Consider the following 19414-nt stretch of genomic DNA (forward strand, 5'->3'; position numbering starts at 1 on the left):
GGCCCGCCACTCCCCAGGCATGTGATTGACATGGCCCACTCACCCCTCTAGCTTCCTTACAAGTTAGTAAGGTTTCTTAACTTGGGCTGCTCCCGGCCGAGTCGCCCCAGCGAAGCGCGGATGTCCCGACCAGCCCCCTGGGAGACCACCGTGTTCCACCGCCCTGCCGCCCAGCGCCGGAGGACCGCCGCCGTCGCGGCCCTCGGCCTGGTCCTGGCCCTCACCACCGGCACCTCGTCGGCGACGCCCCGCACCCTTCCCGCACCCGGCATGGTGACCGCCGTCGCCTCGGCGCCGGGCAGCACGACCGCCCTCGCCGGATACGCGATCCAGTCGACGGCCAAGGTCTCAGACTCCGCGGCCGCCGTGTCGAGCCCCGGCTATCCCGTGACCGGCTGGTACCCGGCCGGCCCTCGCTCCACCGTCCTCGCCGCACTGCTCGCGGCCGGAACGTACCCGAACCCGTTCTACTCGGCCAACCAGCAGAAGATCCCGACGGCGGACTTCGCGGTCCCCTGGTGGTACCGCTCGGACTTCACCGTCGCCGACACCACCTCCCGCAGCTACCTGGACTTCAGCGGGGTGATCTCGGCCGCCGACGTGTACGTCAACGGCCGGCAGGTCGCCGACAAGGCGGCGGTCACCGGTGCCTACACCCGGCACGAGCTCGATGTCACCGGCCTGGTGAAGGCGGGGACCAATACCGTCGCGTTCCGGATCCAGCCCAACGATCCGAACAAGAACCTCACGATGGGCTGGATCGACTGGCTGCAGCCGCCGCCCGACCGGAACATGGGCATCGTCCGCGATGTGACGGTCAGACGCGGCGGCCCGGTCGCGCTGCGCGACGCGCACGTGGTGACGGCCCTCGCGGTGCCGTCGCTGTCGTCCGCCGACCTGACCGTGAAGGCGCGGGCCCGCAACGATTCGGCGGCCCCGGTCACCGCGACCGTCTCCGGCACCGTCGGACAGCTCGCGTTCAGCCAGGACGTCACGCTCGCGGCGCACGAGACGAAGTCCGTCACCTTCACCCCGGCCGCCTACCCCCAACTCCGGCTGGCCGCACCGCGCGTGTGGTGGCCCGCCGGGATGGGCGCGCAGCCGCTGTACGACCTGGACCTCACCGCATCGGTGTCCGGCAGCGCCTCCGACACGGCGCACGAGTCGTTCGGCATCCGCGATGTGCGGGCACCGCTCAATGCCGACGGCGCACGCCAGTACTCGGTCAACGGGCGCCCGCTGCTGATCAAGGGCGGCGGCTGGTCCCCCGACCAGTACCTGCGCTGGGACCGCGGCTACGTCGAGGACCGGCTCAGGTACGCGCTCGACCTCGGTCTCAACACCATCCGGCTCGAAGGGCACATCGAACCCGACGAGTTCTTCGACCTGGCCGACCGCTACGGCATCCTGACCCTGCCGGGCTGGGAGTGCTGCGACAAGTGGGAGGGCCAGGTCAACGGCGACGGCGAGTCGGGCGACGAGTGGACCTCGGCCGACTACCCGGTGGCGAAGGCCTCCATGGCCGCCGAGGCGGCCCGGCTGCGCGACCACCCCAGCGTGATCTCGTTCCTGATCGGCAGCGACGTCGCCCCCGACGAGACGATCGAGGAGAACTACGTGGACGCGCTGAAGGCGGCCGACTGGCCGACGCCGGTGGTCGCCGCCGCCTCCGACAACTCCGCCCCGATCACCGGCAGTTCGGGCATGAAGATGACGGGCCCCTACGACTGGGTGCCGCCGTCCTACTGGTACAACAAGCAGGAGGGCGGAGCCACCGGCTTCAACTCCGAGACCAGCGCGGGCCCCGACATCCCGACCCTGGACACCCTGCGCCGCATGCTGTCCCCGGCGGAGCTCGACACCCTCTGGAAGGACCCCTCGGCGAAGCAGTACCACCGCTCCCCCTCGTCCACATTCGCCACCCTGAAGCTGTACGACGACGCGCTGGCCGGCCGCTACGGCGCCCCGACCGGCCTCGACGACTACGTGCGCAAGGCGCAGTTGGCCCAGTACGAGAACGTACGGGCCCAGTACGAGGCGTACGGCCGCAACGCCAAGGACCCCTCGAAGCCGTCGACCGGGGTCGTCCACTGGATGTTCAACAGCGGATGGACCTCCCTGCACTGGCAGTTGATGGACCGCTACCTCGATCAGGGCGGCGCCTACTTCGGCGCGAAGAAGGCGAACGAGCCGCTGCACATCCAGTACTCCTACGACAACCGTGCGGTGGCCGTCGTCAACTCCCGGCCCGCCGCGGCCTCCGATCTCACCGCCCGGGTGACCCTCTTCACCGCGGACGGCACCCAGAAGTACGACCGGACGGTGACGGGCGTCCGCGTCGGCGGCAACGGCGCGAGCACCACCGCGCTGACCGTCCCGGCGTCGGTGAGCGGCCTGTCCACCACCTATCTGGCCAAGCTGGTCCTCACCGACGGCACCGGCAAGGAGGTGAGCCGCAACGTGTACTGGCTCTCCACCGAGCCCGACGTCCTGGACTACGCCCACACGGACTGGTACCACACCCCGACCACGTCCTACGCCGACCTCAAGGGCCTCGCCTCGATGCCGAGGGCGACGGTGTCCGCGACCGGAACCACCACGACGGGCGCGGACGGCACGTCCACGACGACGGTCACGGTACGGAACACGGGCTCGGGCGCGGCACCGGCGCTGCTGACCGACGTCCATGTGGTGGACGCCCATGGTGCCCCGGTCCTGCCGGTGCGGTGGTCGGACAACCAGGTGAGCCTGTGGCCCGGCGAGTCGGCGACCCTCACCGCGACCTACCGCACCGCCGATCTGCACGGCTCGGCGCCCCGGCTGCGGGTCTCCGGCTGGAACACCCCGACGGCCACGGTCCCGGGCGACTGACAGGGCGGCCAGGACCCGCGTACGGAGCCCACGATTCGCGTACGAAGGACAAGGGGGGCACCCTGGAACAGAGGGGGGTGCCCCCTGGAGGTGGTGTGCCATGTCCACGCTGGTCGGATGGCATGTGGAGCTGGAGTTCTCCGAACAGGGGCACCGCACCAGTGCGGCTGCCCTGATCAGACTCGCCGACGGCTCCGAGATCAAAGGGCGCGGCTATGCCATGCGCCACCCCTCCGACCCCGAGCAGCTACGGGTCGGAGAAGAGATCGCGGGTGCGCGGGCCCTCATGGGTCTCGCTTCCCAGTTGCTGCAGAAGGCGCACGTCGAAATCGACGAGGTCGCGGGCCGGCACTCGCGGCCGCTGAACCACTGAGCGAGGCACCGAGCGTCGCTGGAGGGGTGTCCGGTGGGTCAGGGCCGAACCCCGGCCCGGACCCACCGGACATCCCGTCCGGGCGGGCGCTCTTGTGCGATGCGACGAGAACGACTTAGGTGGTACGGCATGTGCCACCGACCCGCAGGAAGGCGATCATCCGTCCATGACCGCACGTGAGTTGACCGAAGCAGAGGCCGATGACCTGCTTCGATGTATCTGTTTCAAGACGGGTCCGCCACGCGCCGTCGGCGTGGAGCTGGAGTGGCTCGTCCACGATCTCGACGACCCCCGGCTCCCGGTCCGGCACGACCGCCTGGAATCCGCCTACACCGCATTACGCACCCTGCCCCTGCGGTCGGCGCTCACCGTCGAACCCGGCGGCCAGCTTGAGCTCAGCTCGCTGCCCGCCGCATCGCTCACGGAGTGCGTCTCCACCGTCTCCGCCGATCTGGCGGCCGTCCGCGCCGCTCTGAGGCAGCGCGGCCTCACCCTCGTCGGCCTCGGCCAGGACCCCTGGCATCCACCCCGCCGCATGCTGCACGAGGCCCGCTACGACGCCATGGAAGCCCATCTCGACCGTACGGGACCGGCCGGCCGCGCCATGATGTGCTCCACGGCCTCCGTCCAGGTCTGCATCGACGCCGGGTACGAGGAGCCCGGCCCGCTCGGCTACGGGCGGCGCTGGCTGATGGCGCACCTGCTGGGTGCCGTCCTGGTCGCCGCGTTCGCCAACTCGCCTGTCAGCAAGGACAGGTCCACCGGCTGGCGTTCGACGCGGCAGGCGAACTGGAGCGACCTCGACCCGGTGTGCGCGCTGGCCCCGCCGCTCGACGCGCCGCCGCGCGACGCCTGGGCCGCACACGTCCTGGACGCCCCGGTCATGTGCGTACGGGCCGACGAGGGGCCGTGGTCGGCACCGCCGGGACTCACCTTCCGGCAGTGGCTGCGCACCGGGGCACCGCGCCCGCCCACCCGCGCCGATCTCGACTACCACCTGACCACCCTGTTCCCGCCCGTGCGGCCGCGCGGGCATCTGGAACTGCGGATGATCGACGCCCAGCCCGGCGACGACGGGTGGACCGTGCCGCTCGCCGTGACCAGCGCACTCTTCGACGACCCGCAGGCGGCCGAGGCCGCCTACCGGACCGTCAAACCCCTTGCGGAACGCACCGGTTCGCGGCCAGCGCCACGCAATCCGCTCTGGCGGGCGGCGGCCCGTGACGGGCTCGCCGACCCGGAGCTGCGCGAGGTGGCCGCCGTGTGCTTCGCGGCGGCGCTCGACGCGCTCCCCCGGCTCGGCGCCGCCCCGGAGCTCCAGGACCGGGTCGCCGCCTTCACCGACCGCTATGTCGTACGGGGCCGATGTCCGGCCGACGACACACCCCCGCCCGTCCCACCGAAGGACATCCTCATATGACCGACCCGGAGCTGCTCAGGGAACGCGCCCTGGCAGCGCTCATCGCCGCCCGCGCCCGCACCGGCGTGCTCACCTCCAGCGTCGACGACCGCGAACTGACCGCGCAGCACTCGCCGTTGATGTCCCCCCTCGTGTGGGACCTGGCGCACATCGGCAACCAGGAGGAGCAGTGGCTGCTGCGTGCCGTCGCCGGGCAGGACGCGATCCGGCCCGAGATCGACTCGCTGTACGACGCCTTCGAGCATCCGCGCGCGGCGCGCCCCGCCCTGCCGCTGCTCGCCCCCGCCGAGGCCCGCCGGTACGCCGCCGATGTGCGGGGCCGGGCACTGGACGTCCTGGAGCACACGCCGCTCGGCGGCGGGCCGCTGACCGATGCCGGGTTCGCCTTCGGGATGATCGCCCAGCATGAACAGCAGCACGACGAGACCATGCTGATCACCCATCAACTGCGCAGCGGCCCGGCCGCGCTCACCGCGCCCGAGCCGCCGCCCGGCAGCACCGAGGGACTGCCCGCCGAAGTCCTCGTCCCCGGCGGGCCGTTCACCATGGGCACCTCCACCGAGCCGTGGGCGCTGGACAACGAGCGCCCCGCGCACCACCGCATCGTGCCCGCCTTCCACCTCGATACCACCCCGGTGACGTGCGGGGCGTACCTCTGCTTCATCGAGGACGGCGGCTACCTGGATGCCCGCTGGTGGGAGCCCGAAGGCTGGGCCATGGTCCGCGAACACGAGCTGAGCGCACCGCTGTTCTGGTGGCGCGAGGGCGGCCAGTGGCTGCGCAGGCGGTTCGGGGTGACCGAGCCGGTGCCGTCCGACCAGCCCGTGCTGCACGTCAGCTGGTACGAGGCCGACGCGTACGCCCGCTGGGCGGGGCGGCGGCTGCCGTCCGAGGTGGAATGGGAGAAGGCGGCGCGCCACGACCCGGTCTCTGGCCGCTCGCGCCGCTACCCCTGGGGCGACGCCGACCCCACCCCGGCCCACGCCAACCTCGGCCAGCGGCATCTGCGCCCCGCGCCCGCCGGAGCGTACCCGGAGGGCCAATCGCCGCTGGGCATACGGCAGTTGATCGGCGATGTGTGGGAGTGGACGTCGAGCGACTTCCTGCCCCACCCCGGCTTCGTCGCCTTCCCCTACCGCGAATACTCGGAGGTCTTCTTCGGACCCGGGCACAAGGTGCTGCGCGGTGGCGCGTTCTCGGTGGACGAGGTGGCCTGCCGGGGGACCTTCCGCAACTGGGACCTGCCGGTCCGGCGCCAGATCTTCGCAGGCTTCCGTACGGCAAGGGACGCGGACTGATGTGCCGTCATATCGCGTACACGGGACCCGTGTTGACGCTTGCCGACCTTCTCGTGCGGGTGCCGCACGGGCTGTACCGGCAGTCCTGGGAGCCGCGCCGGCAGCGCAGCGGCACGGTCAATGCCGACGGTTTCGGCGTGGGCTGGTACGCGGACGGCGATCCGGTGCCGGCCCGCTACCGGCGCGCGGCGCCCATCTGGAGCGATCCGAACTTCGCCGACCTGACCCGGGTGGTGCGCAGCCACGCGCTGCTCGCCGCGGTCAGGGACGCCACCGAAGCGGGCGCGGACGGTGAGGCCGCGGCCGCGCCGTTCGCCGCCGGGCACTGGCTGTTCAGCCACAACGGCGCGGTGCGGGGCTGGCCGGACAGCGTGGCGGGGCTCGCCGCCGGGCTGCCCGCCGAGGCCCTGCTCCGCCTGGTGGCCCGCTGCGACGCCGCGTTCGTCTGGGCGCTGGTGCTGCACCGGCTGACCAGTGGCGACGCGGCGGGCCAGGCGATGGCCGACACGGTCACCGAGCTGGCCGCGGCGGCGCCCGGCTCGCGCCTGAACCTGCTGCTCACCGACGGCGAGACGATCACCGCGACCGCCTGGGGCGACAGCCTCTGGTATCTGCACACGCCCGGCCGCTCCGCCGTCGTCGCCTCCGAACCGTACGACGAGGATCCGCACTGGCGCGAGGTGCCCGACCGCACCCTGCTCACCGCCACCCCCGCCGAAGTCCTGCTCACCCCCCTCAAGGAGCCCCAGTAGTGCGCCCGTTCCAACTGACCCGTACCCTGCCCGAGGACGCCACCGGGGCCGCGCTGCGCGCCGATGTGCTGCGCGGACTGAGCGGCGCCGCCAAGTCGCTGCCGCCCAAGTGGTTCTACGACGCCCGCGGCAGTGAGCTGTTCGAGGAGATCACCCGGCTGCCCGAGTACTACCCGACCCGGGCCGAGCGCGAGATCCTCACCGACCGCTCCGCCGAGATAGCCGCCGCGACCGGCGCGCACACCCTGGTCGAGCTGGGCTCCGGTTCCTCGGAGAAGACCCGGCTGCTCCTGGACGCGCTGCCCGCGCCGCTGACGTACATCCCGGTGGACGTGAGCGAGAGCGCGCTGACCGGGGCGGCCGAGGGGCTGCTCGCCGACCGTCCCGGTCTCTCCGTGCACGCGCTGATCGCCGACTTCACGCACGGCCTGGAACTGCCCGCGACGCCCGGTCCCCGGCTCGTGGCGTTCCTCGGCGGCACGATCGGCAATCTGCTGCCCGCCGAGCGGTCCGAATTCCTCATCTCCGTACGGAAGTTGATGGATCCCGGTGACTCGCTCCTGATCGGCACCGACCTGGTGAAGGAGGAGTCCGTCCTGGTGCGGGCGTACGACGACGCGTCGGGGGTGACGGCGGCCTTCAACAAGAACGTGCTCAGCGTCATCGACCGCGAACTCGGCGCCGACTTCGACCCCGACGACTTCACGCATGTGGCGCTGTGGAACCGCGAGGAGGAGTGGATCGAGATGCGGCTGCGGGCCCGCCGCGCGGTGACCGTGAAGATTCCCGAACTGGATCTGGTGGTCCCCTTCGAGGCGGGCGAGGAACTGCGCACCGAGGTGTCGGCGAAGTTCCGCGAGGAAGGTGTGCGGGCCGAGCTGACGGCCGCCGGGTTCGTGCCTTCGCACTGGTGGACGGATGCGGCCGGACGGTTCGCGCTCTCGCTCGCGACCGCGGACTGAACCTCCGTGCGGGCCGCGCGGCACGAGCGCCGCGCGGCCCGCACGAGGGGCGGTCAGTGGCCTTGCGGCACCGGCTCCAGGACGAAGACGGGGATCTCGCGCTCCGTCTTCTGCTGGTAGTCCGCGTAGTCGGGGAACGCCGCGACGGCCCGCTCCCACCACCGCGCCTTCTCCTCGCCCGTCACCTCACGAGCCGTCATGTCCTGGCGTACGGTGCCGTCCTGGAGCTCCACCCGGGGGTCGGCGACGACGTTGTAGTACCAGACGGGGTTCTTGGGCGCGCCGCCGAGCGAGGCCACCGCCGCGTAGGTGCCGTCGTGCTCGACGCGCATGAGGGGGGACTTGCGCAGCTTGCCGCTCTTGGCGCCCCGCGTCGTCAGCAGGATCACGGACATGCCGCGCAGTGTCATCCCCTCCTTCCCGCCGGACTTCTCGATGAGTTCGACCTGCTCACGCACCCACGGGGTCGGGCTCGGCTCGTACTCGCCGTCAAGAGGCATGGATGGGTCCCTTCGTCAGTGAAGCTCCGGGCCGGCCCGGCTTCGGCCGACGCACGAACAACGCCGGTGGCTCTCCCCATCTTCCCCTCGGGGATTCCCGGACGCCCCGGGAGGCGCCGCCGTACGGGGCAGGAAGGCCGGATCCCGACGCTTGCCCGGGCCAACGGCGGGCAGCCGGACGGGGTGTCGTGTTCCGCGTCGGACGATCCGCAGACTCCTACCGAGGACGTGCCGCCGATGGTGACTCCATCCGCTTCCCGGACCACACCCCAGCCGCCGCAGGGCCGTCCGGCACGCGCCCGTTCGGCCTGGTCCGGGGTGCTGATCGGCGTGGGCATCGCCGCCTTCGTCGACGAGACCGTCTTCCACCAACTGCTGCACTGGCACCACTTCTACGACCGCTCGACGCCGGACATCGGTCTGGTGTCCGACGGGCTCTTCCACGCCTTCGGCTGGTTCGCCGTCGTCATCGGTCTGGTCATGGTCGCCGATCTGCGCCGCCGGGCGGCCCTGGCGGGGCGCGCGCTGGCCGGGGGCATCCTGACCGGCACCGGGGCGTTCCAGCTGTACGACGGCACGGTCCAGCACAAGCTGATGAAGCTGCACCAGATCAGGTACCACGTCGATCTCACCCCGTACGACCTGACGTGGAACGTCCTCGCGGTGCTCTTCCTCGCGGCCGGAGTCCTGCTGCTGCGTGCGGCCGGGCGCCCCAACCGCCGCCAGCGGACGTCCAGTTGACGGTCTCCGTCGCAGTGGGGTCGCACCATGACCACGGCGGCGGGCAGCCGGGCGGGGCCGCGCTCCTCGCCGCCGGGCTCGCGCTGTGCGGCGCGGCGGGGTACCTGCTCGCCGCGGCCCGGCTCCGCCGCCGCGGGGACCGCTGGCCCGCCGTACGGGACCTGTCCTTCGGTGCGGGCGCGGCCGCTCTGGTGGCGGCGGCCCTCGTCCCGCTGCCCGGCGGTCCGTTCACGGCACATATGGCCCGGCACCTGGCCACCGGGATGGCGGCCCCGCTGCTGCTCGTACTGGCCCGCCCGCTCACGCTCGCCCTGCGGTCGCTGCCACCGGGACCCCGGCGCCCGCTGCTGGCCGCGGTGCGCTCGCGGCCGGCCGGGGTGCTCGTGCTCCCGCCGGTGGCCGCGCTGCTCGACCTGGGCGGGCTCTGGCTGCTGTACCGGGGCCCGCTGTTCGCGGCCGCACACGCGCGGCCCTGGCCGGCGGCCCTGGTCCATGCCCATGTGTTCGCGGCCGGGCTGCTGTTCTCGGCCGCGGTCTGCGGGCTGGATCCGCTGCGGCGCCGCCACGGGGTGGTGCCGCGGGCGGCCGCCCTGGTCGCTGCGGGCGGCGCGCACGCCGTCCTCGCCAGGACCCTGTACACGAGCGGCCCGCCCGGCACCCGCTACGCCCCGGCCGATCTCGCGGCCGCCGCCGAGTTGATGTACTACGGCGGCGACCTCGTCGAGATCGCCCTCGCGGCGGCCGTCGCGGCCCAGTGGTACGCGGCCGGGGGACGCCGGCTCGCGCGCGAGGACCGCCGCCGCGCGAGGACCGGGGAGCCGCCCGGGTCAGCCTCGTACGGTCAGTGAGGCCGTGTGGGCCCGGACCTGATCCGGGGTCAGATAGGCGTCGGTGTACTCGAAGTCCCGCAACGTGCCGGGCTTCTGGGCCTGGAATCCGGTGCGGACGAAATCGTCACCGGCGACCGCGTTCAGCATCCAGTTGGTGAGGACCCGGGTCTTGGCGACGTTGGTGCGCAGGGCCGACCAGTGGTAGCCGCGCGCCACGGCCTGGGCGGGCAGACCGCGCAGTTCGATGCCGAGCGGCTTGGAGACGGCGTCGCGGCCGCCGAGGTCGACCACGAGCCCCAGGTCCTTGTGTTCGTAGGGCCGCAGGGGCTGGTGACGCAGCGCGGCCACGATGTTGTCGGCGGCCTTCGGGCCCTGCCGCATGGCGTGCTGGGCGGTCGGCGGGCAGAAGGCGCCGTCGCCCTTGGCGAGGTCGGGCACGGCCGCGGCGTCGCCGAGGGCGAACACCCCGTCCAGGTCCGGCACGGTCATTTCGGGGGTGACCAGGAGCCGGCCGCGTTCGGTCTGGGCGTCCAGTGTGCCGACGAGGGGGCTGGCGGCGACGCCCGCCGTCCAGATCAGGGTGCGGCAGGGCAGCACGCGGCCGTCGGTGAAGGTCACCTTGTCGGCCCCGGCCTCGGCGACGGACACCCCGAGCGACACCTCGATGCCGCGCCCCTGCAGGATCTCCAGGGCGGCCTTGCCGAGCTTGTCGCCCAGTTCGGGCATGAGCTTGGGGGCGATGTCGATGAGGTGCCACTTGATCTGCCGCGGGTCCAGGCGCGGATACTTCTTGACCGCGTTCTGGGTCAGCCGCTGGAGGCACGCGGCGGTCTCGGTGCCGGCGTAGCCGCCGCCCACGACCACGAACCGCAGCCGGGATTCCCGCTCCTGCGCGTCGTCGCTCGCGTCGGCCAGGTCGAGCTGGGCGATGACGTGGTCACGGATGTACGCGGCCTCCGCGAGGGTCTTCATGCCGCGGGCGTGGTCGAGCAGTCCCGGGATGTCGAAGGTGCGGGTCACACTGCCGGGGGCCAGGACGATGTGGTCGTACGGCTGGTCGAGTGTCTCTCCGGTGATCTTGCGAATGACGCAGATCTTCGCCTTGGGGTCCACCCCGATGGCACCACCGGGAATGATCCGGGTGCGGTGCCTGGCGCTGCGCCGCAGGGAGACGGCCACCGACTGCGGGGTCAGCACCCCGGCCGCGACCTGCGGCAGCAGGGGCAGATACAGCTGGTAGGAGAAGGGGGTGACCAGCGAGATCTCCGCCTCTCCCGGTATCAGCCGGCCTTCCAGGCGTCGTACGCATTCGACCCCGGCGAATCCGGCGCCTACGACGAGAATCCTCGGTCGTGCCACGGTGTGCGTCCTTTCCCTGGGACCTGAGACGGGGACCTGAGAACCGGGCCGTCACTGCCCGCGTGCCCTGACCGGCGTCCGTCAACATCCCCATAGTGATCAACGGAGCGCGGCCGCACCACCGAATGCCCCGGACCCGTGGCGTGAAACGGAGCTGCCCTCGCCGGGAGGTCCGGGGAGGGCAGCGTCGTTTGTGCAGGTGGGGCGTCAGGCGACGGTGCCGCTCGCGCTGATGACGACGTCGGCGCGCGGGGCGCCGCTGCGGGTGCCGAGCGCCTCGATCTGCTGCACGAGGTCCTCGCCCTCGACGACCTCGCCGAAGACGACGTGCTTGCCGTCCAGCCAGGGGGTGACGACGGTCGTCACGAAGAACTGGGAGCCGTTGGTGTTCGGGCCGCGGTTGGCCATCGACAGCAGGAACGGCCGGTCGTGCTTGAGGGAGAAGTTCTCGTCGGCGAAGGTGGCACCGAAGATGCTCTTGCCGCCGGTGCCGTTGCCGTGGGTGAAGTCGCCGCCCTGGAGCATGAACTCCGGGATGACGCGGTGGAAGGAGGAACCGGCGTAGCCGTAGCCGTTCTGGCCGGTGGCGAGCTCGCGGAAGTTGCGCGCGGTCTCCGGGACGACGTCGTCGAAGAGCCGGAAGACGATGCGGCCGGCGTCCTTGCCGTCAATGGTGATGTCGAAATAAACGTTCTGCATGGGCCCCATCCTGACATCCGCCGTCCCGTGACCCAATCCCGGCTCACCTCGTCGGCCTCGCCGTGTCGCGAAACCGCGCCCGGCTTGGCGTCGGTGCGGCCCGGAATCGGGAAGTAGCCCAGCTCGTCGGCCAGCTGGGGGTTGGCCTTCTGGATGGCCGTGCCCTTCCAGTCACCGGTGTCCTCCTGGGCGAGCTCCCCGCCCTCGTCCCAGACAAAGCCCCGGGGCTCCCTCACGGCCCACCGGCCGACGTCTCGCGGAGTGCCGCCGGGTGGGGCACCGTGGAGTAACGCGACGAGAGGGGAGCACCTCCATGTCCCAGCACACCTACCGCGTCACCGAGATCGTCGGCACCTCCCACGAGGGGGTGGACCAGGCCATCCGCAACGGCGTCGCCCGCGCCGCCGAGACCCTCCGCAACCTGGACTGGTTCGAGGTGACGCAGGTTCGCGGCCACATCGAGAACGGCGTGATCGAGCACTACCAGGTCGGCATGAAGGTCGGCTTCCGGCTGGACGACGACGCGGAGGCCTGACTGTGGAGGCCCGACCGCACTGGCCTGAGCGCAGTGACCTGACCGCCGAAGTCTGACCCTCTACATCAGCTTCAGGCTCAACCGCGCCGCACGAGCGTCATGGGCGCGCCTCAGGTGCGGCCCTCGCGTTCCTGCGCGTCCTTCAGCGCCTCGGACGCACCGGTCCACCGTGCCCGTACGACACGGAAACCGGCCTGTTCGGCGGCGTCACACACCAGCTCGTCGTCGTCCACCAGCATGCGGACCTCGCGGCCGCGGCCGAGACCGCGCAGGACCTCCAGCTTGGTGGTGCGGGCGGGCCGCCGGTCGTCGTTGCGCCGCATGTGGATCCGGCCGGCCGGAAGCCCCTGCCCGGCGAGCCAGGCCACGGTGTCCTCGCGGCACCGTTCGGGCCGCCCGGTGAGATAGACGACCTCGCACTCCTGCGCGGCCTTCAGGCACAGCCGCACGCCCTCGGCCAGCGGCGGGTCGGTGGGGGCCGCGTCGAAGAACGCGTCCCAGTCGCGCGGCTTGCGTTCGAGGAAGTGCTGGCGGTGGGCGCTGTCCGCGAGGGTGCCGTCCAGGTCGAACACGGCCAGGGGCCTGCTGTTGTCGATCACGCCTCCAGGGTAGGGGCGTCCGGCGGGCCGGAATCGGGTGGGACCCCGGACGCGGGCCAGAGCATCGTCACGGCCGCCGCCCCCTCGCGAATCCCGGCGCGGGCGTGCCCCCTCGGCAATCCCGGCGAGGGCGGGCCCCTCGGGAATCCTGGCGCGGCGCAGGTGTTGAACCCTGTGTGAGCTCAGTGATCGCGACCACCCGTTTCTCCGTCCTCGACCGCTCGCGCATCCGCGCCGGGCACAGCGGACCGCAGGCACTGCGGGACACCGTGGCGCTGGCCCGGGAGGCCGAGCGGCTCGGCTACCACCGCTTCTGGGTGTCCGAGCACCACGCGGTGCCCGGCGTCGCGGGTTCCGCCCCCGCCGTCCTGGCCGCAGCCGTGGCGGCGGCCACCACCGGCATCCGGGTCGGCACCGGCGGCGTGATGCTGCCCAATCACCAACCTCTGGTCGTGGCCGAGCAGTTCGGGGTTCTGGAGTCACTCTTCCCGGGACGCATCGACATGGGACTCGGGCGTTCGGTGGGGTTCACCGACGCGATACGCAAGGCGCTGGGCCGCGACAAGAAGGACGCCGACGACTTCGCGGCCCAACTCGCCGAACTGCTCGGCTACTTCGACGGGACCCAGACCGCGCACCCTCATGTCCACGCCCGCCCCGCCGAGGGTCTGGGCGTGCCCGCGTTCGTGCTGGCCACCGGGAAGGGCGCCGAGGTCGCCGCCGCGGCCGGGCTCCCGCTCGTCATCGCGAACGTGCGCGGCGAGGACGCGATGCTGCGCGCCATCGACGACTACCGCGACGCCTTCCGCCCCTCCGCCCAGTCGGAGCACCCGTACGTCGTGGTCTCCGGCACCGTCGCCGTCGCCGACACCACCGACGCGGCCCGCGAGATCCTGCTTCCGGAGGCCTGGGCGACGGCGTACTCGCGCACGCACGGAGAGTTCCCGCCGTTGTCCCCGGCGGAGGGGATCCTGCCGCCTGCGATGACCGGGCGCGAACGGGCCCTGTTCGAGGAGGCCCTGCGCGGTCAGGTGCACGGCACCGAGGAGGAGGTGGCCGATGCCCTGGAGAAGCTCCTCGCGCGCAGCGGCGCCGATGAGTTCCTCGTCACGACGAGCACGTACGACCGGGCCGCCCTGCTCGACTCCTACCGGCGGCTCGCCCGCCTCGCGGGCCTGACCGGCCGCCCCGCCGGCTGACCGGCCCCGTGGCCCGCTGACCGGCGATCGGGACACGACCATAGAATTCCGGTATGCAAAGCCCCCCTGACCCGTTCGTCCGTGTCCGCGGCGCCCGCGAGAACAATCTGCGCGGGGTCGATGTCGACATTCCGCGCGACTGTCTCGCGGTGTTCACCGGCGTCTCCGGGTCGGGGAAGTCCTCGCTCGCGTTCGGCACGATCTACGCCGAGGCGCAGCGGCGTTACTTCGAGTCGGTCGCGCCGTACGCCCGCCGGCTGATCCACCAGGTGGGCGCGCCGAAGGTCGGCGAGATCTCGGGGCTGCCGCCCGCCGTCTCCCTGGAGCAGCGCCGCTCGGCGCCCTCCTCGCGCTCGTCGGTCGGCACGGTGACCACGCTGTCCAACTCGCTGCGGATGCTGTTCTCGCGGGCCGGCAGCTACCCGCCGGGCGCGGAACGTCTCGACTCGGACGCCTTCTCGCCCAACACGGCCGCCGGCGCCTGCCCCGAGTGCCACGGCCTCGGCCGCATCCACCGCACCAGCGAGGACCTGCTGGTCCCCGATCCCTCGCTGTCCATCCGCGAGGGTGCCATCGCCGCCTGGCCGGGCGCCTGGCAGGGCAAGAACCTCCGCGATGTGCTCGACACCCTCGGGTACGACGTGGACCGCCCCTGGCGCGAGCTCGACCGCAGGGACCGCGAGTGGATCCTGTTCACCGACGAGCAGCCGGTGGTGACCGTGCATCCGGTGCGCGAGGCGGGTCGCATCCAACGCCCTTACCAGGGAACGTATTTCAGCGCCCACCGCTATGTGCTGAAGACGTTCGCGGAGAGCAGGAGCCCGTCGCTGCGGGCCAAGGCGGAACGGTTCCTGACCGCCGCCGACTGCCCGGCCTGCGGCGGGCGCCGGCTGCGTCCCGAGGCGCTCGCCGTCACCTTCGCGGACCGGACGGTCGCCGAGCTCGCGGCCCTGCCGCTCAGCGCGCTCGCGGAGCTGCTGCCCACCGCGGGCGGCGGCGCGAGCGCCGATGCCCTCATCATCGACCTGCTCGCGCGCATCGGCCCCGTACTCGAACTCGGCCTCGGCTATCTGAGCCTGGACCGCTCGGCCCCCACCCTCTCGGCGGGCGAACTCCAGCGCCTGCGGCTCGCCACCCAGCTGCGCTCCGGGCTCTTCGGTGTGGTGTACGTCCTGGACGAGCCGTCGGCGGGTCTGCACCCCGCCGACACCGAGGCGCTGCTCACCGTGCTCGACCGGCTGAAGGCGGCGGGCAATTCGGTGTTCGTGGTGGAGCACCATCTGGATGTGGTGCGCAACGCGGACTGGCTGGTCGACGTGGGTCCGCTGGCGGGCGAGCGCGGCGGCCGGGTGCTGCACAGCGGTCCTCCGGCCGAGCTCGCGCGCGTCGAGGAGTCGGCGACGCGCCGTTTCCTGTTCGACCGCTCCCCCGCGCCGCGCCGCACGGTCCGCGAGCCGCGCGGCCGGCTGGAGCTGACCGGGATCACCCGGCACAATCTGCGCGGCGTCGACGCGGCGTTCCCGCTCGGCGTGTTCACAGCCGTGACCGGCGTCTCGGGCTCCGGCAAGTCCACCCTGGTCGATGCGCTGACCGATGAACTCCCGGGCGTGGGACGGCTGGTGAGGGTGGATCAGAGACCGATCGGCCGCACACCCCGCTCCAATCTGGCCACGTACACCGGGCTCTTCGACGTCGTACGTAAGCTCTTCACCGCCACGGCCGAGGCGAAGGCGCGCGGTTACCAGGCGGGGCGGTTCTCCTTCAATGTGGCGGGCGGGCGGTGCGAGACCTGCCAGGGCGAGGGGTTCGTGTCGGTGGAGCTGCTGTTCCTGCCGAGTACGTACACGCCCTGCCCAGACTGCCACGGTGCGCGCTACAACCCCGAAACGCTCGAAGTCACCCTGCGGGGGCGCACCATCGCGGAGGTCCTCGATCTGACGGTGGAGGCGGCGGCCGATGTCTTCGCGGACACCCCGTCCGCCGCCCGCAGCCTCGGCGCGCTGCTCGACGTCGGGCTCGGCTATCTGCGTCTTGGCCAGCCCGCCACCGAGCTGTCGGGCGGCGAGGCGCAGCGGATCAAGCTGGCCACCGAGCTCCAGCGGGTGCGCCGCGACCACACGCTGTACGTCCTTGACGAGCCGACGACGGGGCTCCATCCGGCCGACGTCGAGATCCTGCTGCGCCAGTTGCACGGCCTGGTCGACGCGGGCCATTCGGTGGTCGTCGTGGAGCACGACATGACGGTGGTCGCGGGCGCCGACTGGATGCTGGACCTCGGTCCGGGCGGCGGCGACGAGGGCGGCCGCATCGTGGCGGCGGGGCCGCCGGCCGAGGTCGCCGACGCCGGGGCGGGCCGTACGGCGCCCTATCTCGCGAAGGCGCTGGCCGGGATCTGAACCGGTCGTCAGACCCCGACTCGCCTTTGCCGCAGACCAGTTGACCCCCTGGGCAAACAGCGCGGAATGAATTGGCCTAGACCCTTGACCGGTCGTTGGTCCAGACCAATCATGGGGCGTCCGTACTCTCACCCACCTCGCTGGGAGCCCCGATGAGACGCCCGAGATCCGTCCGCGCCCTGCTCGCCACGCTCAGCACAGTCGCCGCGTCAGCCGGCCTCGTCATCGGGGCCGGTGGCGCCGCGCACGCCGCCACTCCCCTCCCCGCCCATGTCTTCGCGCCGTACTTCGAGGCGTACTCCTCCGACAGCCCCGCCGACCTGGCGCAGAAGTCCGGCGCCAAGTACCTCACGATGGCGTTCGTGCAGGCCGACACCAAGGGCTCCTGCACGCCGTACTGGAACGGCTCGACGAGCCGGCCGATCTCGTCATCCGTGTTCGGCGGCGACATCACCACCATCCGCTCGCGCGGCGGCGACGTCATCCCGTCGTTCGGCGGGTACGCGGCCGACAACGGCGGCACCGAGATCGCGGACAGCTGCACCGATGTGGACTCGATCGCGGCGGCGTACGAGAAGGTCATCACGACCTACGACCTGTCGCGGCTCGACATGGACATCGAGGACAACTCGCTGACCAACCAGGCGGGCATCGACCGCCGCAACCAGGCGATCAAGAAGGTGCAGGACTGGGCGGCGGCCAACGGCCGGTCGGTGCAGTTCTCCTACACCCTGCCCACCACCACGAGCGGACTCGCCGCCAGCGGTCTCGCGGTGCTCCAGAGCGCGGTCACGTACGGCGCGAAGGTCGATGTCGTCAACATCATGACGTTCGACTATTACGACGGCGCCACGCACAACATGGCGAACGACACCCAGTCCGCCGCCACCGGGCTCTACAACCAGCTGGCCTCCCTCTACCCCGGCAGGACGTCCGCCCAGCTGTGGGGCACGGTCGGTGTCACCGAGATGCCCGGCATCGACGACTACGGCGCGGCCGAGACCTTCACTACCGCCGACGCGACCGCCGTCTACGACTGGGCCACCGCCAAGGGCATCAACACCCTCTCCTTCTGGGCCCTCCAGCGCGACAACGGCGGCTGCCCCGGCACCGGCGGCCAGGACACCTGCTCCGGCATCGCCCAGGACCCGTGGTACTTCAGCCACGCTTTCGAGCCGTTCACCGGGGGCGGCGGGCCGGTCCAGGACGACTTCTCGGTGGCCGTCGCACCCGGCTCGGCGTCGGTCGCGCCCGGCGGGTCCGCCACGGCGACCGTGAGTACGGCGGTGACCTCCGGCAGCGCGAAGACGCTGGCGCTGACGGCGACCGGCGCGCCCGCCGGGGTGACCGCCACGCTCAGCCCGGCCTCCGTCACCGCGGGCGGCTCGGCCCAACTCACCGTCGCCGCCTCGCCGTCGGCCACGCCCGGAACGTACCCGATCACCGTGACGGGAACGGCCGGGACGCTCGCCCGCTCCACGACCTTCACGCTCACCGTGCCGGGCCCCGGCGGCGGCACCGGCGCACTGGTCAACGGCGGTTTCGAGAGCGGTTCACTCGCGCCGTGGACCTGCGAGAGCGGCGCCGCGGTGGTGTCGGCTCCGGTGCACGGCGGCTCGTACGCCGTGCGGACCGCGCCGACCTCCGCGCAGACGGGCGAGTGCGCCCAGACGCTGACCCTGGCCCCCAACACCCAGTACACGCTGAGCGGTTGGGTGCAGGGCAGCTACGCCTACCTCGGCGTGCGGGGCGGCGCGACGGGCAGCACCTGGACCAGCTCGACCGGCTGGTCCAAGCTGACGGTGCCGTTCACGACCGGCGCCTCGGGCACCGTGACCGTCTATCTGCACGGCTGGTACGGACAGGGCGCGGTGTACGGCGACGACCTCTCCGTCAGCTAGGGGGCGTGCGGGCGATCAGGTGCGGCGGGGGCTCTCCACCTCGGCGCGGATCGCCCGCATGATCGGGGCGACGTCGGCGGCGGTGAAACCGAGCTTGGTGCTGGTGCCGTCGGCTTTGGAGATGAGGGTGATGCCCGCGGCGGTGGTCGGGGTGAACCAGGAGCACGTGGAGACCGCAGTGGTGAGCACGCCGGACCGGACCAGGACGGTGTTGCAGATCGCCCGGCCGCCGTGCGGGCCGGGTTGGGCGTCGATGGCGCTGGTGGTGCTGCGGTCACCGGCGCCGTCGTCGTCGACCGCCGGGAGCCGGTAGAGGATGTCGTGCAGTCGGCCGGGGTCGAAGCCGCTGCCGGTGACCCCGGTGTAGAAGATCCACGCGCCGTCCGCGCGGTCGTCGTAGGAGGCGCGTACCGGTGTGCCGGACACGCCGAGACGCGCGGCGTTCTTCCGGGTGTCGGCGTTGAACCTCCGCACCATGTCCGCCGGCGGCTGACCTTGCGGATAGCCGGCCGCGACCTGCGGGGCACTGAGCACCCACGAGGCGCCCCCGGCGCCACCGTCCGACGCCCTGCCCCCGGACGCGCCCCCGGTCGCGGCCGAGCCGGTGGCACCACCCTGCGTGGCGACGCCCTGAGTGGTCGGGCCCTGAGTGGTCGGGCCCTGAGTGGTTGCCCCCTGCGTACTGGAAGGGCCGCAGGCCGACATCAGGGGCAGCCCCAGCAGGATGCAGACCACGGTCAGCGCGGCAGTGGACCGGCCGGGCCGTGGGGCGGACGAAGCTCGGGCGCGCTGGGGGACGTAACTGGCCACGTACGGCCTCCTCGTGGACGGGACAGGACGGGAATCGCCGGGCTTCGGGCATGGCGGCGCCAGGGCGGGTGCCGGCCGAAGCCCTCGGGATACGGGCAAGTCTGGCAGCCGCACGGCCGCGAGGCAGTCCCGTCGCACAGCGGTGCTTAACCCCCCTCGACAGGAGAAC

17 protein-coding genes are annotated in these 19414 nt (G+C 72.1%); 12 read left to right on the forward strand and 5 right to left on the reverse strand.

Annotated features, from left to right (window positions below):
- Positions 1 to 120 precede the first annotated feature (120 nt).
- The 6 genes from ACIBK6_RS16545 (at position 121) to egtD (ending at position 7676) form a co-directional block, all read left to right on the forward strand.
- Positions 121 to 2871, forward strand: coding sequence for a glycosyl hydrolase 2 galactose-binding domain-containing protein (locus tag ACIBK6_RS16545; RefSeq protein ID WP_399051943.1), 2751 nt, complete (start codon positions 121 to 123; stop codon positions 2869 to 2871).
- Between the two features lie 100 nt (positions 2872 to 2971).
- Complete coding sequence (locus ACIBK6_RS16550) at positions 2972 to 3244, forward strand: DUF1876 domain-containing protein (protein ID WP_399051944.1); 273 nt, start codon at positions 2972 to 2974, stop codon at positions 3242 to 3244.
- A 166-nt stretch (positions 3245 to 3410) separates the two neighbouring features.
- Positions 3411 to 4664, forward strand: a complete 1254-nt coding sequence (gene egtA, locus ACIBK6_RS16555) for an ergothioneine biosynthesis glutamate--cysteine ligase EgtA (protein ID WP_399051945.1) — start codon at positions 3411 to 3413, stop codon at positions 4662 to 4664.
- Positions 4661 to 5962 (forward strand): ergothioneine biosynthesis protein EgtB, encoded by a 1302-nt coding sequence (gene egtB / locus ACIBK6_RS16560; RefSeq protein ID WP_399051946.1) that lies wholly within the window; start codon positions 4661 to 4663, stop codon positions 5960 to 5962. Before egtA ends, egtB begins: the two co-directional genes overlap by 4 nt.
- The gene (gene egtC / locus ACIBK6_RS16565) at positions 5962 to 6714 is read left to right on the forward strand and encodes an ergothioneine biosynthesis protein EgtC (RefSeq protein WP_399051947.1); all 753 of its coding nucleotides are present in this window, start codon (positions 5962 to 5964) and stop codon (positions 6712 to 6714) included. The genes egtB and egtC overlap by 1 nt, the downstream gene beginning before the upstream one ends.
- Positions 6714 to 7676: an L-histidine N(alpha)-methyltransferase gene (gene egtD, locus ACIBK6_RS16570; protein WP_399051948.1), complete on the forward strand. Its 963-nt coding sequence runs from the start codon at positions 6714 to 6716 to the stop codon at positions 7674 to 7676. Before egtC ends, egtD begins: the two co-directional genes overlap by 1 nt.
- A 53-nt stretch (positions 7677 to 7729) precedes the next feature.
- On the opposite strand, the gene ACIBK6_RS16575 is transcribed toward egtD, so the two are convergent.
- The gene (locus ACIBK6_RS16575) at positions 7730 to 8176 is read right to left on the reverse strand and encodes a nitroreductase family deazaflavin-dependent oxidoreductase (RefSeq protein WP_399051949.1); all 447 of its coding nucleotides are present in this window, start codon (positions 8174 to 8176) and stop codon (positions 7730 to 7732) included.
- Between the two features lie 237 nt (positions 8177 to 8413).
- Here ACIBK6_RS16575 and ACIBK6_RS16580 point away from each other — a divergent pair, with 237 nt between their 5' ends.
- Positions 8414 to 8917 (forward strand): DUF2243 domain-containing protein, encoded by a 504-nt coding sequence (locus ACIBK6_RS16580; RefSeq protein WP_399051950.1) that lies wholly within the window; start codon positions 8414 to 8416, stop codon positions 8915 to 8917.
- Positions 8918 to 8931: 14 nt separating this feature from the next.
- On the forward strand, positions 8932 to 9765 hold the full coding sequence (locus ACIBK6_RS16585) for a cytochrome c oxidase assembly protein (protein WP_399051951.1): 834 nt from the start codon (positions 8932 to 8934) through the stop codon (positions 9763 to 9765).
- Here ACIBK6_RS16585 and ACIBK6_RS16590 read toward each other — a convergent pair.
- A complete protein-coding gene (locus tag ACIBK6_RS16590; protein WP_399051952.1) occupies positions 9745 to 11106 on the reverse strand; it encodes an NAD(P)/FAD-dependent oxidoreductase in 1362 nt (453 codons plus the stop codon). The two genes, ACIBK6_RS16585 and ACIBK6_RS16590, sit on opposite strands and share 21 nt — an antisense overlap.
- A 207-nt stretch (positions 11107 to 11313) precedes the next feature.
- Positions 11314 to 11805, reverse strand: coding sequence for a peptidylprolyl isomerase (locus ACIBK6_RS16595; RefSeq protein ID WP_399051953.1), 492 nt, complete (start codon positions 11803 to 11805; stop codon positions 11314 to 11316).
- A 313-nt stretch (positions 11806 to 12118) separates the two neighbouring features.
- Between ACIBK6_RS16595 and ACIBK6_RS16600 the strand changes: the two genes are divergently transcribed.
- Positions 12119 to 12340, forward strand: a complete 222-nt coding sequence (locus tag ACIBK6_RS16600; protein ID WP_399051954.1) for a dodecin — start codon at positions 12119 to 12121, stop codon at positions 12338 to 12340.
- Between the two features lie 110 nt (positions 12341 to 12450).
- Here ACIBK6_RS16600 and ACIBK6_RS16605 read toward each other — a convergent pair whose 3' ends face one another.
- The gene (locus tag ACIBK6_RS16605; protein ID WP_399051955.1) at positions 12451 to 12939 is read right to left on the reverse strand and encodes a hypothetical protein; all 489 of its coding nucleotides are present in this window, start codon (positions 12937 to 12939) and stop codon (positions 12451 to 12453) included.
- 176 nt (positions 12940 to 13115) lie between these two features.
- On the opposite strand from ACIBK6_RS16605, the gene ACIBK6_RS16610 reads away from it, so the two are divergent.
- The 3 genes from ACIBK6_RS16610 (at position 13116) to ACIBK6_RS16620 (ending at position 18435) form a co-directional block, all read left to right on the forward strand.
- Entirely contained in the window at positions 13116 to 14138 is a 1023-nt protein-coding gene (locus ACIBK6_RS16610; protein ID WP_399051956.1) for an LLM class flavin-dependent oxidoreductase, read from the forward strand.
- Between the two features lie 53 nt (positions 14139 to 14191).
- Entirely contained in the window at positions 14192 to 16534 is a 2343-nt protein-coding gene (locus ACIBK6_RS16615) for an ATP-binding cassette domain-containing protein (protein ID WP_399051957.1), read from the forward strand.
- A 152-nt stretch (positions 16535 to 16686) separates the two neighbouring features.
- Complete coding sequence (locus tag ACIBK6_RS16620) at positions 16687 to 18435, forward strand: carbohydrate binding domain-containing protein (protein WP_399051958.1); 1749 nt, start codon at positions 16687 to 16689, stop codon at positions 18433 to 18435.
- Positions 18436 to 18450: 15 nt separating this feature from the next.
- On the opposite strand, the gene ACIBK6_RS16625 is transcribed toward ACIBK6_RS16620, so the two are convergent.
- The gene (locus ACIBK6_RS16625) at positions 18451 to 19245 is read right to left on the reverse strand and encodes a hypothetical protein (protein WP_399051959.1); all 795 of its coding nucleotides are present in this window, start codon (positions 19243 to 19245) and stop codon (positions 18451 to 18453) included.
- Positions 19246 to 19414: the final 169 nt, after the last annotated feature.

The organism is Streptomyces sp. NPDC050485, from assembly GCF_044458185.1.
Taxonomy (GTDB): Bacteria; Actinomycetota; Actinomycetes; order Streptomycetales; family Streptomycetaceae; genus Streptomyces.

What these genes read in the sequence shown, in the direction of transcription:
- ACIBK6_RS16595 (WP_399051953.1), bottom strand. Translation starts at nt 11,805, where the DNA reads ATGCAGAACGTTTATTTCGACATCACCATTGACGGCAAGGACGCCGGC.
- ACIBK6_RS16550 (WP_399051944.1), top strand. Translation starts at nt 2,972, where the DNA reads ATGTCCACGCTGGTCGGATGGCATGTGGAGCTGGAGTTCTCCGAACAG.
- ACIBK6_RS16575 (WP_399051949.1), bottom strand. Translation starts at nt 8,176, where the DNA reads ATGCCTCTTGACGGCGAGTACGAGCCGAGCCCGACCCCGTGGGTGCGT.
- egtB (WP_399051946.1), top strand. Translation starts at nt 4,661, where the DNA reads ATGACCGACCCGGAGCTGCTCAGGGAACGCGCCCTGGCAGCGCTCATC.
- ACIBK6_RS16620 (WP_399051958.1), top strand. Translation starts at nt 16,687, where the DNA reads ATGAGACGCCCGAGATCCGTCCGCGCCCTGCTCGCCACGCTCAGCACA.
- ACIBK6_RS16545 (WP_399051943.1), top strand. Translation starts at nt 121, where the DNA reads ATGTCCCGACCAGCCCCCTGGGAGACCACCGTGTTCCACCGCCCTGCC.
- ACIBK6_RS16600 (WP_399051954.1), top strand. Translation starts at nt 12,119, where the DNA reads ATGTCCCAGCACACCTACCGCGTCACCGAGATCGTCGGCACCTCCCAC.
- egtA (WP_399051945.1), top strand. Translation starts at nt 3,411, where the DNA reads ATGACCGCACGTGAGTTGACCGAAGCAGAGGCCGATGACCTGCTTCGA.
- ACIBK6_RS16580 (WP_399051950.1), top strand. Translation starts at nt 8,414, where the DNA reads ATGGTGACTCCATCCGCTTCCCGGACCACACCCCAGCCGCCGCAGGGC.
- ACIBK6_RS16615 (WP_399051957.1), top strand. Translation starts at nt 14,192, where the DNA reads ATGCAAAGCCCCCCTGACCCGTTCGTCCGTGTCCGCGGCGCCCGCGAG.
- egtC (WP_399051947.1), top strand. Translation starts at nt 5,962, where the DNA reads ATGTGCCGTCATATCGCGTACACGGGACCCGTGTTGACGCTTGCCGAC.